The following is a 13,543-nucleotide window of genomic DNA, read 5'->3' on the forward strand; positions in this document are numbered from 1 at the left end:
GCTCAACGCCTCCGGTAGAGGTGGGGCACCCGCTCAACCGGCCGGTCCGCGCAACTCCCGGTACGCGCGGCGCAGCCGCTCGACCAGGCCCGGCCCACCGATCTCGGCGCCGGGTGGGCCGAGCTGCCGCAGCAGCAGCTCCGGGCCGGTGTCCAGGGTGGGCGGACGGTCGGGCAGCGCCACCGGTGAGAGCCAGAACCGGTCCAGCTCCGCCGCCGGCTCGATCGGCGTCAACCCGGCCAGCACCCGCCCGGCGCCGGTCACCGACAACGCCGCCGCCCCGGCCGGCGGGTCCACCGAGCCCGCCGACGACGCCGCTGCCGTCCCGCCCGGGTGGTCCACCGACCCGGCCGACGACGCTGCCGTCCCGGCCGGCGGGTCCGCCGATCCGGCCGACGCCGCCGCCGACCCGTCGGGCCGGACCCCGCGTAGCGTCCGCAGCCGGTCCAGCAGGTCGGCCCGGGATCGGCCGCGCCAGTGCAGCAGCCGGAACGGGTCCGCGTCGAACGCCTCGGCGAGCAGGTAGAACGTGGCCGCCAGGTGCTTGCACGGCACCGCGAAGTCGGGGCAGCCGCAGCGCTGCGCCAGCTCGCCCACGTCGGCCGGGAACAGCGGCGCGCCCGCCGCGGCGAACAACTCCTCCAGCTCCGCCGGCAGGTCACCGGCGAGCAGCCGGGCGCTGAAGAACGCCTGCCCGGCCAGCTCCGCCTCGATCCGACGCCAAACCTCCTCCGGGTACGCGGACAGCCCGATCCGCACCGGGTACGGAGTCGGCCGCGACCCCTGCACCTCGGCGGTGACGAGTCCGGGCGCGACGTCCAGCCGGAGCACCTGCCCCCGGCGCGCGTACGCCCGACCCCGGGTGAGCCGGGTGCCGAGCGCGAACGACTCCAACACCTCCAGGAACCGCCGCGACCACCAGGACCGCCCGATCGCGCCCCGGGTGCTGCGCGCCCGCAGCCCACCCTCGACCCGCAGCGGCGGCCCGTACTCGTCGAAGCGGGGACCCGTGCTCACTCGACCACCGCCCCGGCCTCCAGCGTGAACAGCTCCCGCAGCGTCTCGGTGGACAGCTCGGTGACCCACTGCTCGCCGCTGCCCACCACCGACCGGGCCAGGTTCCGCTTGTCGGCGATCATCGCGGCCACCTTCTCCTCCACCGTGCCGGCGCAGACGAACTTGCGCACCTGCACGCGGCGGCGCTGGCCGATGCGGAACGCCCGGTCGGTGGCCTGGTCCTCCACCGCCGGGTTCCACCAGCGGTCCACGTGCACCACGTGGTTGGCGGCGGTCAGCGTGAGCCCGGTGCCGCCGGCCTTGAGCGAGAGCACGAACAGCGGCGGGCCGTCCGGCGACTGGAACCGGGTGACCATGGCGTCCCGCTCGGCCTTGCCGACACCGCCGTGCAGGAACAGCACCTCCCGGCCGGTACGCGCCGACAGGTGCCCGCGCAGCATCCCGCCGAACTCGGCGTACTGGGTGAAGAGCAGCGCCCTCTCCTCCGCCGCGAGCACCTCGTCGACGATCTCGTCGAGCCGTTCCAGCTTGCCGGACCGGCCGGCCAGCGCGGAGCCGTCGTGCAGCAACTGGGCGGGATGGTTGCAGACCTGCTTGAGCCGGGTCATGGTGGCCAGCACCAGCCCCCGGCGCTCGATCCCGTCACTGGACTCGATCTTCGCCATCATGTCGTCGACCACGGCCCGGTAGAGCGCGGCCTGCTCGGCGGTGAGGTTGCAGAGCACCTCCATCTCCAGCTTCTCCGGCAGGTCGGTGATGATCGACGGATCGGTCTTGAGCCGCCGCAGCACGAACGGGCCGGTGACGCGGCGCAGCCGCTCGGCCACCTCGGCGTCGCCGTGCCGCTCGATCGGCTCGGCGAACCGCTTGCGGAACGTCGCGGCCGGGCCGAGCAGCCCCGGATTGGCGAACTGCATGATCGACCAGAGGTCGGCGAGCCGGTTCTCGACAGGCGTACCGGTGACTGCGACCCGGTGCCGCGCGGGCAGCGCGCGGACCGCCTCGGCCTGCCGGGTCGCGGCGTTCTTGATCGCCTGTGCCTCGTCCACCACCACCCGGTGCCAGTCCACGCCGGCGAGGTCGACGGCGTCCCGGGCGGCCACCGAGTAGGTGGTGAGCACCAGGTCCACCTCCTGCACGGCGACGCCGAACTCCTCGCCCCGGGTCCGCTCCGCGCCGTGGTGCACGTGCACGCGCAGGTCGGGCGCGAACGTCGCGGCCTCCCGCTGCCAGTTGCCGACCAGCGACATCGGGCAGACCAGCAGCGTCGGGCCGGCCTGCGGCGGGTCACCGGCGAGCAACGCGAGCAGCTGCACCGTCTTGCCCAGCCCCATGTCGTCGGCGAGGATCCCGCCCAGCCCCAGCGACTGGAGGAAGGTCAGCCAGGCCAGGCCGCGCCGTTGGTACGGCCGCAGCGTCCCGACGAAGCCCGGCGGCGGGTCGGCCGGCGTGAGCCGCCGCTCCGCCTCGCCGGCCAGCAGCTCGCCGAGCGCCCCGTCGGCGACCACGTCCAGCACCGGCAGCTCGCCACCGCCCTCCTCGCCGGACAGCCCCATCCGCAGCAGGTCCGCCACGGTCAGCTCGCCGGAGGACCGCAGCAGGCGCAGCCCGGCCTCCAGCCGCTGCGGGTCCAGCTCGACCCAGCGACCGCGCAGCCGGACCAGCGGCGACTTCAGGTCGGCCAGCGAGGCCAACTCCTCGGCGGTCAGCGGCTGGTCGCCGAGCGCCACCTCCCAGCGGTAGTCGACGAGCGCGTCCATCCCCAGCGTGCCGGCGGCGGTGGCGACCGCGCCCGGCGCGGTGCGGCTGCGCGCCCGCAGCCGGGCGCCGAGACGGGACGAGGAACGCCGCCACCAGGACGGCAGCAGGACCCCGAAACCGGCCGCGTGCAGCACCGGCGCTCCCTCGCGCAGGAACCGGTGCGCGCCCTCGGCGTCCAGCTCCATCCCCTCCGGCGCGGCGGTACGCAGCGCCGCGTCCACCTCCGGCCAGAGCCGGCTGGCCCGGCCCAGCTCCGCCAGCAGCGTCTCCTGCGGGTCGATGCCGCGCGCGGCGAGCGCGGGCGCGGGCCGCTGCCAGATGTGCCCGGCGTCGACCACCAGCCCCGGCTCGTCGGTCGGGTGCAGGCCGAACTCCACCCGCCACGCGCCGCCCTCGACCAGTTCGGCGACCGGGTCGACGGCCGGCTCGACCAGGCGGAACGTGGCCCGTACCGCGCCGCCGGCGGCGTCGCGCTGCCAGGCGTCCAGCTCGCGCCGCAGCGTCGCCAACGCGGCCGGCTCGGTGGTGAAGGCGCGCTCCGGGCCGGTGAGCGCGGCCAGCCAGCGCGGCACCGGACCGCCGGGTCGCATGCCCCGGTGCAGCCGGGTGTCGGCCAGGGCCGCCCGGGCGGCGGCGTCGACGAGCGCGTCCAGCGCATCCGCCACCAGTTCGCCCGGCCCCACGCCCTCGCGGGCGGCGCGGGCCGCCGGGGGCAGGGCCAGCGCCAGGTCGCGGGCCCAGCCCGCGTCCGTGCCGGTGAGCAGTGGCCGCCAGAGCGCCAGAGCGGTCGCCACGTCGGCCTCCGCCACCGACCGGAGCCGGCGCCGGGCTCGCGCCGGGTGGTGAGAGGGGGCCCCTTCTCTACCGGAGGCGTTAAGCGGGGGCCCCTCCTTGAGGGCGAGCACGGTGGGGAGCAGGCGGCCACGGGTGACCAGGTCGGCGGCGAAGTCGGCCAGCTCGGCCAGGTGGCGCAGGCTCGCCCCGACCGGGTCCGGCCGGGGCGCGCGCAGCAGCGCGTACGCGTCGTCCGGGGCGTACGCCAGCGCGGGGACCCGCCAACCGGCGCGGGTGACCGGGCCGCGGACCGGGTCCCCGACGGCGGCCCGGACCAGCTCCGGCGAGTCCACCGGCGAGCCGGCGCGGGTGGGCAGGCCGAGCCGCACGGAGATCGGCTCACCCGGCAGCGGATCGAGCGCGGCGGCCAGCGTGGCGTGGTCGGCGGCGAACGGGTGCGGCCGTTCCCGGGGCGCACGGCCGGGCCGGCGCGGCGCGGCGGCCGGCAGCGCGCCGTCCTCGGCCCACAGGGCGAGCCCCGCGCCGGGCAGCCACAGCCCGTGGATGACCAGCACGCTCTCCCCCTCGCGACGTCCGGGGCCAGGATAGGCGGCTCGGCGCGGATATCGTCGGCGCCATGGCCGACCTCCTCGTGATCGGTGGGCTGGGCGTGGACGTACGCGCCCGGGTGCCCGCGCTGCCGCTGCCCGCCGCCGACTCGCTGACCGTGCCCCCGGTCGAGCTGCGGATCGGCAACACCGGGGCCGGGGTGGCGCTGGCCGCGCACGCGCTCGGCCTGCGGGTGACGCTCGTCGACGTGCTGGGCGCCGATCCGGCCGGCGACGTGGTGCGGGCGGCGCTGGCGCGTACCTCGGTGCGGACCGTGCTGGTGGACGCGCCGGCCGGTACCCGCCGGTCGGTGAACCTGGTCGACCCGGCCGGCCGACGGATGTCGTTGTACGACCCGCGCCCGTGGTCCGGCCCGGCGGCGCCGTTCGCCGAGGCGGAGCTGGCCGCGCTGGTCGCCGGGGCCGCCCACACGCACGTGTCGATCATGGATTGGGCGCGGGACGCGCTGCCGACGCTGCGTGGTGCCGTGTCCCTCTCCACCGATCTGCACGACTGGGACGGCGAGAACGGCTACCACCGGCCGTTCGCCGAGGCCGCCGGGCTGGTGTTCGTCAGCGACGTGAAGCTGGGCGAGCGGGCCGGCAAGGCGGCGGCCGGGCTGGCGCCGCGCACGGTGCTGGTCACCGGCGGGGCGGCCGGCGCGACCCTGCACACCCCGGACGCGCCGCCGGCGCACGTGCCGGCCGCCACCCCACCGGCGCCGGTGGTGGACACCAACGGCGCCGGGGACGCCTTCGCCGCGGGCCTGATCGCGGCCCGGCTGCGGGGTGCCGACCCGCTCGACGCGGCCCGCTACGCCGCCCGGGTCGCCGCCGCCGCGTGCACCCACGACGGGATGGAGTATCCGGACGGGCTGCTGCCCCGCGAGTGACACCCGCGGGCGGTTCGACGGGTGCCGCCGCGCCCGGAGCGTGCCCGCTGGACCGGGACGAGGCCGCTCCGACGCTCAGATCGCGCCGGTCTCGCCGTCGGTCAGCTCGCGCAGGATGTCGGCGTGCCCGGCGTGCCGGGCGGTCTCCTCGATCAGGTGCACCAGCACCCACCGCAGCGACACCTCGCCGAGCTGGGGATGCGGCACCACGTGGTCGAGGTCGAAGCGGGCGGCGACGGCGCGGGACCGGGCGCAGGCCGCCTCGTAGGCAGCGGCGAGCGCCTCGACCGTGTCGTCGGGGCCGAGCGTGAAGCTGGCGTCGGCGTCGGCCTGGGAGGTGAGGTAGACGTCGCCCGGCTCCGGCGCGAACAGCCGGGCGAACCAGTTTCCCTCGACCAGGGCGAGGTGCTTGAGCAGCCCGGCCAGCGTGGTCAGCGAGGGCACCAGCCGTCGACAGGCGTCGGCGTCGGCGAGGCCGCGCGCCTTGCGCAGCACGGTGGCGCGGTGGAAGTCGAGGAACGCGTCGAGGATCGCCCGTTCGTCGCCCGTGCGGGCGAGGACCGGACCGAGTGTCGGGTCGATCGTCGGGGTCGCCATGTCCGGACCCTAGTCGCCGGACCGACCGCACGCTGCCCCGCTATCCGCTGCGCGTGCCCTTCGGCCGGGGCAGGATGGGCGCATGGCTTCCACGGTGCACATTCCCCTGGTCGGCGGCGCGGCCGACGGCGAGACCGTCACGGTCGAGCTGGACAGCAACGGCCGTCCGCCGCTGACCCACCACCACCTCGGGGCGGGTGGGCTGGCGGAGGCGCAGATCTACGAGCTGGAGTCGGACGACCGGCCGGAGCACGACTGGGTCTACACCTGGCGCGGCCCGGCGGTCTGAGCGCGCCGGCTCAGGCCACCGGGGTCAGCGTGCGGGTCCGGATGCTGTCCAGCACGCTGCGGGTCACCTGCGAGGTGCCGCGCGCCTGCTCGCAGACCTCGGCCACCCGGCGGGCGGTCTCGTCGGCGCGGGCCGCCCGCTCGTCCCACAACCGGTCCACCTCGGCCAGCAGCGGGCCCTCCACCTCCCGCTCCATGCCGCGCAGCGCCGGCACGCCGAGCCGCTGGGCCAGGTCGAAGACCTTGCCGGCGTACGGCAGCGGCAGGAACGGCGTGTTCATCATGGCAGCGAAGATCAGGAAGTGCAGCCGCATGCCGACCGCCAGGTCGAAGTGGCGCATCAGGCCGAGGATCTGCGCCGGGCGGTAGTCGCCGTGCAGGATCCGGCCCCGGTCCGCGGCGATCATGTGCGACAGCACGCCGTGCGAGTGCCGGATGTCGTCGCGTTCCATCGGGACGAAGAGCACGTGCGCGTCGATCCGGTGCACCAGGAAGTCACCGATCTGGGCGAGCAGCCGGTGGTAGCCGTCCACGTCGAGGCGTTCCGCGGCCCGGCCCGGCTCGCGCACGCTCAACCCGACCAGTCGCGAACCGGCCGGCACGCCCTCCTCACGCAGCCACTGCGCGGGGAACTCCTCGGGCGTGAGCAGGAACGCCGGGTCGCCGGTGACGGTGATCGGGTTGACCAGGCCGGCCTCCTCCAGCACCATCCGCGACTCCTGGTCCCGGACGGTCACCTCGACGGCCTGTGCCAGCGTCTCGCGGACCATGCCGGTGTCCACCCCGTCGGTGAGCGGGCCGACGCCGACCGCGTACGTGAGCAGCGGCAGGCCCCGCTCCTGGGCGACCCGGACCACCCGTAGGTAGCGCCGGGCCTCCTTGTCGTAGAGGATCCCGCCGCCGCCCAGGACGAGCAGGTCGAGCTGGTTGAGCACCTGGGACGAGTCGACCCGGCTGACGCCCTCCCACGGCACCGCCTCGACGTCGGGGTGGGCCAGCGCGGTGTGCGCCGGGTTGCGGGAGAACACGATGATCCGCGCGTTCGGCTCGTGCTGACGCAGGTCGGTCAGGAGACCCGTGAGGATCGCCTCGTCGCCGAGGTTGCGTCCGCCGTACGAGCCGAGCACGCCGATGGTCAGTCCGGCGCCTCCGGTCATCCGATGCTCCTTTCCGTGGCGTCCGGGCCAGCGTTCCCGCTGCGCACGCCGGGGTAACCCGGTCGGGTGCCGGTCTCAGGGGGCGAGGTCCGCGCCACCGACCAGACGGGAGACCAGGGTGGAGACCACCTGGTCGGGGTCGAACCCGGCGTCGATCGAGGTGGTGAGCAGGTCGAGCAGGAGCCCGTCGACCGCGTAGTGCAGCAGCGCGATCTCGTACGCCCCGCCGGGCAGGCCGGCGGCGACGTGGAAGGCGACGTCGTCGGCGTACCCCCGGCGGAGCACGTCGCCGAGCGCGGCCCGCAGTTCGGGACGGCGGCCGGCCTCCAGCCGCAGCTCCCACAGCGCCCGGGTGAGGTCGGGCTCGCGGGTGGTGCGGGCGACGACGTCGCGCAGGTAGTCGGTGAACAGCGCGAGCGACGGCTCCCGGCGGCCCAGGTCGGCCACCACCGCCGGGTCGGGCGCCATCCGGTCGAAGATCCGTTCGGCCAGGCCGGCGAGCAGCGCCGACCGGGACGGGAAGTAGTTGGAGGTCGTGCCGGTGGGCACGCCCGCCTCGGCGTCGACCGCCCGGTGGGTCAGCCCCCGCGCGCCGGCGGCGGCGAGGATCCGCAGGCCGGCGTCGGCGAGCAGGGTACGGCGTTCCGGGTTCCTGGCCACGCCGGACACCCTAGCAACAACCACGACAGGTGTTGTACATTCGTCGCCGAACCACGACGGCCGTCGTGGTTACCTTGGACATCGGAGTCGGTTTGCGCACGCTCGTCTACTTCGTCGCCAGCACGCTCGACGGCTTCATCGCCGCCCCCGACGGGTCGTTCGACTTCCTCCCGCTGGAGCCGGACGTGGCCCCCTACCTGGTGTCCGACTGGCCGCAGACGCTGCCCACGTTCGCCCACGCCCAGCTCGGCGTCCCGTCGCCACCCACCGGCCGCTTCGACGCCGTGCTGATGGGTCGCGCCACCTACGAGCCGGCCCTGAAGGTCGGCGTCACCAGCCCCTACGCCCACCTGGAGCAGTACGTCTTCAGCCGCTCCCTGGACCCGGCGGACCATCCGGACGTCTCGGTGGTGACCGGCGAGCCGGCGGCGTTCGTCCGCGAGCTGAAGACGCGTCCCGGCGGCGACATCTGGCTCTGCGGCGGCGGCAACCTCGCCGGCCAGCTCCTCGACGAGATCGACGAGCTGGTGGTCAAGCTCAACCCGGTGGTGGCCGGCAGCGGCATCCCGCTGGTCGACCGCGGCTTCGACCCGAGCCGGTTCACCCTCACCGCCACCCGCCCGTTCAACAGCGGCGTCGTGGTGCTGCGCTACGCGCGGTGAAAGGCCGGGCCCCCTGTTAACGCATCCGGTAGAGGCAGGGGCCCCGCTTGACGCCTCGATGTCGAGCGGGGCCCCGGCTAACTCGGTTGCCCGGCGAGGGGACGGCGCGCACGGTGGACCGGGTGAGCAGCCTGACGAAGACCCGACTCCACTGGCACGAGCTGCCGGCCCACGTACGCGCCGCGGTCGAGACCATCCTCGACGACCGGGTGGTGACGGCGGAGTCGCAGCCGGGCGGCTTCTCCCCCGGCACCGCCGACCGGGTCCGCACCGCGCGTGGCGAGCGGGCCTTCGTCAAGGCGGTCAGCCCCGCGCAGAACCAGCACACGCCGGCCATGCACCGCGCGGAGGCCCGGATCGCCGCCGCGCTGCCGCCGACCGCGCCGACGCCCCGGCTGCTCGGCAGCCACGACGACGGCGAGTGGATCGCGTTGGTCTACGCCGACGTCGAGGGCCGGCACCCGGTCACCCCGTGGGACGCCGGCGAGCTGGCCGCCGTGCTGTCCACGCTGGAGACGATGGCCGCGACGCTCACCCCGGCCCCCACGGTCGCGACCACCACCGCGACCGAGGCGCTCGTCCACGACTTCGCCGGCTGGCGACGCCTCGCCGACGATCCGCCCGCCGATCTCGACCCGTGGGCCCGCGACCACCTGCCCGAGCTGCGCGCCGCCGCCGACCGCGGCCTCGCCGCGCTGGCCGGCGACACGCTCTGCCACCTCGACGTCCGCGCCGACAACCTGCTGCTCGGCCCGGACGGACGGATCACCGTGGTCGACTGGCCCTGGGCCTGTCGTGGGCCGGCCTGGCTGGACACCTTGCTCACCGTCATCAACGTGCAGGTGTACGGCGGCCACGACCCGGACGCCCTGCTGGCCTCCCGGCCGCTCACCGCGCACGTCGACCCGGCCGATCTGACCGGGGTGCTGGCCGGCCTCACCGGCTTCTTCCTCGACGGCGCCCGTCAACCGCCGCCGCCCGGCATCCCGACCGTGCGGACGTTCCAGCGACTCCAGGCCGACGCCCTGCTCCCCTGGCTGACCCGCCGCCTGAGCCCCTGACCTCTGCCCCCCACCCTCCCCACCCTCCCCACCTCGTTGATCTTGCAGTTGTGGCCCCTCGAAAGCCCGATACGCCCCTTCCACCCGGGCCACTTCTGCAAGATCGACGCACGGGTGGGGTGGGGTGGGGTGGGTTAGGGACGGAGGGCGAGGGGGTTGGTCAGTAACGGGGTGAAGGCCAGTTCGGCGGCGCCGATCAGGGTGGCGTCGTAGCCCAGCGCGGAGACGCGCAGGTGGGCCTTGTCGCGCGAGACGGGGAGCACGTTGGCGGCGATCCGGTTGCGGACCTGCTGGGCTGCGGTGCCCGGGAACACCTCGCGCAGCGTCCCGCCGAAGATCACCACGCCGGGGTTGAACAGGTTGATCAGGTTCGCCACGCCGATGCCCAGCCAGTCACCGATGCGTCGCAGCGCCTCGCACGCGGCGGCATCCCCCTGCTCGGCGGCGGCGACCACGGCGCGCACCGCCTCCCGCCCCCGGTGGTCGGCCGGGCGGCCGGCCTCGTCGAGCAGCGCCCGCTCACCCACCTCGGCCTCCAGGCACCCGCGCGAGCCGCAGCCACAGGGCCGCCCCTGGTACGGGTTGACCAGCATGTGCCCGACCTCGGAACCGTACCCGCCGTCACCGTCGAGCAGGTCCCCGCCGACGATGATCCCGCCACCCACTCCGACGTCACCGTGCAGGTAGATCAGGTTCTGCGCGCCGACGCCGGCGCCGCGTCGGTGCTCGGCAATCGCGCCCAGGTGGGCCTCGTTGCCGACCAGCACCGGCAGGCCGAGATCCAGCCGGCGGGCCAGTTCGACGCCGAACGCCTGGTCCACCCAACCCAGGTCCGGCCCGAACCGCACCATCCCGTCCCCGGGCCGGATCATCCCGCAGTAGGACGCGCCGATGCCCACGCACACCGACGTCGGCGGCGCGTCGTGGTGCAGCGCCCGCCCGAAGTCGGCGAGCACGGACACCACCGCGTCGAGGTCGGCCCCGGCGCGGGCCCGGGTCGCCTCGAGCCGGGCCGAGACCGTCCCGCCCAGGTCGACCCGGGCGGCCACGAGCCGGTCCACCGCGATGTCGAAGGCGAGGACGTGAACGGCTTCCGATTCCGGGCGGACCACGAAAGACGGACGTCCCGCCCGTCCGCTCGTCGTGGCGGGCACCTCCCGAACCAGGCCGGCAGCCGCGAGGTCCGCCGTGAGCGCCATGACCGTGCTGCGGTTGACGCCCAGCCAGTCGGCCAGCTCGACGCGGGAGACCGCGCCCCCCAGGTGGACCCGGCGGAGTAGCGCACCCAGGTTGCGGCGACGGGTGTCCACCTGCGCATGCCGATCCGCAGCCAGATCCTTCAGCATCGACCACCCCGTCAGCTGACACACGGCCTGTCCTCCGAGGATAGACCTCAACCATCAGCCGGTCGGCCGGCGTTCATTCCAGCGCGGGGTCGTTGCGGATGGCCGATCGCGATGCCGGCCGACGGTTTCGGCAGAAGTGGCGTCCGGCGACGGGCCGGTCCACGCCGCAGTCGACGTGGTGCGCTCAGCCGGGCGCGCGCGCCACGTGCGTGAGGAACGGCAGCACCGCCGCCGGCAGCGCGGGCGACGCCACCACCTCGTCGTGGGTCAGGCCGGGCAGCACGGCCAACCGGGACGTGGGCCGGTCCGATCCGTCGTCGCCCGGGTCCCGGTGGCCGCCGCCGAGCAGGCCGAAGAACTCGGTCACGTGACTCATCGGGATCGCGTCGGCGTCCGCGAAGACCAGCAGCACCGGCATCGGCAGCGCGGCCACCTCGGCCGACCAGTCGTAGTCGCGGCGCAGCAGCTCACCGCTGCGCGCCCAGAGCGCCGGCCAGTCCTGCGGCCGGGGCGCGGCCTCCGCGTACCGCTCGTACGGCGGGGTGCCACGCATCCGCTCGGCGGCGCGTTCGTCGTGCGTGGACATCGCGGCCAGCACCCGCGGGTGCCAGCCGCCGCGCCGGAACGGCGTGGAGACCAGGACCAGGCGGCGGACCAGCGCGGGATGCTGGATCGCGGTACGCAGGGCCACGCCGCCGCCGAGCGAGTAGCCGAGCAGGTCGACCTCGGGCAGGTCGAGGTGCCGCAGCAGCGCGGCCACGTCGTCGGCCATCGACTCGTACCGCAGCGGCCGGTCCACGCCGCCGGTGCGGCCGTGGCCTCGCAGGTCGACCGCGATCAGTCGCCGGCGGGCGGCCAGCGCGGACCGGACCGGGGCGAACGTCCCGGTCGAGCCGTAGGAGCCGTGCAGCAGGACCAGCGGCTTGCCGGCGCCCTGCACCTCGTACCAGATCCGTAGCCCGCGCACGTCCGCATAACTCACCCGCTGATCGTGCCGCCCCGGCCGGCGTTTCGGGGCGGGATCAGTCCCGAGCGCGTGGGCGGGCGCGCAGGTGGGCCCGCTCGCCCTGGCTGCCGAAGAGGCTGAGGAACTCCACGCCGTCGGCGTCGGCGCGGCCGAACCAGTGCGGGACGCGGGTGTCGAACTCGGCCGCCTCACCGGGGACGAGCACCAGGTCGTGCTCGCCGAGCACCAGGCGCAGCCGCCCGTTGAGCACGTAGACCCACTCGTACCCCTCGTGGGTCTTCGGCTCGGGCTCGGCCCGGCCGCCGGCCGGGATGATCAGCTTGTACGCCTGGATGCCGCCGGGCCGCCGGGTGAGCGGCAGCATGGTCATCCCGTGCGCGGCGACCGGCCGCAGGTGGATCCGCGGGTCACCGGTGGGTGGCGCGCCGACCAGTTCGTCCAGGGCGACGCCGTACGCCTTGGCCAGCGGGAGCAGCAGCTCCAACGTGGGCCGCCGGCCGCCGGACTCCAGCCGGGACAGCGTGCTCACCGAGATGCCGGTCGTGGCGGAGAGGTCGGCGAGCGTGGTCTCCCGTTCGCGGCGCAGCGCGCGCAGGCGGGGGCCGACCGCGTCGAGCGCCTGGTCGAGGTCGTCATCCATCCCGCCAGCTTGCCACGTTGGCAACAAGGTTTGCTCCCGAGCGCAGGGTCGTCGCACGCTGGGCGCGGAGGTGGTCACGATGACCGAGGTACGGCAGGACGACTACGAGGTGTTGGTGATCGGCGGCGGTGCGGCCGGTCTGAGCGGCGCGCTGATGCTGGCCCGGGCGCGCCGGTCGGTGCTGGTGGTCGACGGGGGCAGCCCGCGCAACGCGCCGGCCGACGGGGTGCACGCGCTGCTGGGCCTCGACGGCGTGCCGCCGGCCGAGCTGCTGGCACGCGGGCGCGACGAGGTCCGCCGTTACGGCGGTCACCTGCTCACCGGCGAGGTCGAGGCGGTGACCCGCGACGGCGAGGGGTTCGACGTGGCGCTGGCCGACGGTCGTCGGGTGCGGGCCGGCCAGGTGCTGGTGGCCACCGGCCTGGTCGACGAGCTGCCGGCGGTGGCCGGGTTGCGCGAGCGCTGGGGCCGGGACCTGGTGCACTGCCCGTACTGCCACGGGTGGGAGGTGCGCGACCGGCCGATCGGGGTGATCGGCAGCGGCCCGCTGTCGGTGCACCAGGCGCTGCTGTTCCGGCAGTGGAGCGACGACGTGGTCTATCTCCGCCATACCGCGCCGTCGCTCACCGACGAGCAGGCGGAGCAGCTCGCCGCGCGCGGCGTGCCGGTGGTGGAGGGCGAGGTCGCGGCCGTCGAGGTGGTCGGGGACCGGTTGACCGGGGTACGCCTGGGCGACGGCCGCACGGTCAGCCGGGAGGTGCTGACCGTCGCGCCCCGGATGGTGGCGCGGGCCGGGTTCCTGGCGACACTGGGGCTGCGCGTGGCGCCGCACGAGAGCGGTTCGGGCGAGTACGTGCCGGCCGACCCGGCGGGGCGTACCGGGGTCCCCGGGGTGTGGGTGGCGGGGAACGTGACCGACCTGTCCGCGCAGGTCGGAGCCGCGGCGGCGGCCGGCGCCCGGACAGCCGCGATGATCAACGCGGATCTGGTGGCCGCGGAGACGCGCGCGGCGGTCGAGGCGCGTCGGCGGACGACGGACCGCGAAACGGCCCTAACCTGACAATTCTTCCCCTAGGTTGAAAGCGCAGGAGGCAGTCGACACCGGGGGGCGA

General features: G+C 75.3%; 13 protein-coding genes. 5 read left to right on the plus strand and 8 right to left on the minus strand.

Features of this window, described 5'->3' with window-relative positions:
* Nucleotides 1-33: 33 nt before the first annotated feature.
* Entirely contained in the window at nt 34-1,017 is a 984-nt protein-coding gene (locus tag TPA0908_RS10345) for an SWIM zinc finger family protein (RefSeq protein WP_281936928.1), read from the minus strand.
* The gene (locus TPA0908_RS10350; protein ID WP_281936929.1) at nt 1,014-4,127 is read right to left on the minus strand and encodes a DEAD/DEAH box helicase; all 3,114 of its coding nucleotides are present in this window, start codon (nt 4,125-4,127) and stop codon (nt 1,014-1,016) included. The genes TPA0908_RS10345 and TPA0908_RS10350 overlap by 4 nt, the downstream gene beginning before the upstream one ends.
* Nucleotides 4,128-4,189: 62 nt before the next feature.
* On the opposite strand from TPA0908_RS10350, the gene TPA0908_RS10355 reads away from it, so the two are divergent.
* Nucleotides 4,190-5,053, plus strand: coding sequence for a carbohydrate kinase family protein (locus TPA0908_RS10355; RefSeq protein ID WP_281936930.1), 864 nt, complete (start codon nt 4,190-4,192; stop codon nt 5,051-5,053).
* Between the two features lie 75 nt (nt 5,054-5,128).
* Here TPA0908_RS10355 and TPA0908_RS10360 read toward each other — a convergent pair whose 3' ends face one another.
* Complete coding sequence (locus TPA0908_RS10360; protein ID WP_281936932.1) at nt 5,129-5,650, minus strand: DinB family protein; 522 nt, start codon at nt 5,648-5,650, stop codon at nt 5,129-5,131.
* Nucleotides 5,651-5,732: 82 nt separating this feature from the next.
* Here TPA0908_RS10360 and TPA0908_RS10365 point away from each other — a divergent pair, with 82 nt between their 5' ends.
* Entirely contained in the window at nt 5,733-5,939 is a 207-nt protein-coding gene (locus tag TPA0908_RS10365) for a hypothetical protein (RefSeq protein ID WP_281936934.1), read from the plus strand.
* 10 nt (nt 5,940-5,949) lie between these two features.
* On the opposite strand, the gene TPA0908_RS10370 is transcribed toward TPA0908_RS10365, so the two are convergent.
* Nucleotides 5,950-7,095, minus strand: coding sequence for a polysaccharide pyruvyl transferase family protein (locus tag TPA0908_RS10370; RefSeq protein ID WP_281936936.1), 1,146 nt, complete (start codon nt 7,093-7,095; stop codon nt 5,950-5,952).
* A gap of 75 nt (nt 7,096-7,170) precedes the next feature.
* On the minus strand, nt 7,171-7,755 hold the full coding sequence (locus tag TPA0908_RS10375) for a TetR/AcrR family transcriptional regulator (RefSeq protein ID WP_281936938.1): 585 nt from the start codon (nt 7,753-7,755) through the stop codon (nt 7,171-7,173).
* A gap of 92 nt (nt 7,756-7,847) precedes the next feature.
* Between TPA0908_RS10375 and TPA0908_RS10380 the strand changes: the two genes are divergently transcribed.
* On the plus strand, nt 7,848-8,417 hold the full coding sequence (locus tag TPA0908_RS10380) for a dihydrofolate reductase family protein (protein ID WP_374709195.1): 570 nt from the start codon (nt 7,848-7,850) through the stop codon (nt 8,415-8,417).
* A 122-nt stretch (nt 8,418-8,539) separates the two neighbouring features.
* A complete protein-coding gene (locus tag TPA0908_RS10385) occupies nt 8,540-9,478 on the plus strand; it encodes a phosphotransferase (RefSeq protein WP_281936942.1) in 939 nt (312 codons plus the stop codon).
* Between the two features lie 134 nt (nt 9,479-9,612).
* Here TPA0908_RS10385 and TPA0908_RS10390 read toward each other — a convergent pair whose 3' ends face one another.
* The 3 genes from TPA0908_RS10390 to TPA0908_RS10400 form a co-directional block, all read right to left on the minus strand.
* A complete protein-coding gene (locus TPA0908_RS10390) occupies nt 9,613-10,824 on the minus strand; it encodes an ROK family transcriptional regulator (RefSeq protein ID WP_281936944.1) in 1,212 nt (403 codons plus the stop codon).
* Nucleotides 10,825-11,008: 184 nt separating this feature from the next.
* Nucleotides 11,009-11,806, minus strand: a complete 798-nt coding sequence (locus TPA0908_RS10395; RefSeq protein ID WP_281936945.1) for an alpha/beta fold hydrolase — start codon at nt 11,804-11,806, stop codon at nt 11,009-11,011.
* A 40-nt stretch (nt 11,807-11,846) separates the two neighbouring features.
* Complete coding sequence (locus TPA0908_RS10400; RefSeq protein ID WP_281936946.1) at nt 11,847-12,431, minus strand: helix-turn-helix domain-containing protein; 585 nt, start codon at nt 12,429-12,431, stop codon at nt 11,847-11,849.
* A gap of 79 nt (nt 12,432-12,510) precedes the next feature.
* Between TPA0908_RS10400 and TPA0908_RS10405 the strand changes: the two genes are divergently transcribed.
* Nucleotides 12,511-13,491: an NAD(P)/FAD-dependent oxidoreductase gene (locus tag TPA0908_RS10405; protein ID WP_281936948.1), complete on the plus strand. Its 981-nt coding sequence runs from the start codon at nt 12,511-12,513 to the stop codon at nt 13,489-13,491.
* Nucleotides 13,492-13,543: the final 52 nt, after the last annotated feature.

The organism is Micromonospora sp. AKA38 (assembly GCF_027925725.1).
Classification (GTDB): Bacteria; Actinomycetota; Actinomycetes; order Mycobacteriales; family Micromonosporaceae; genus Micromonospora.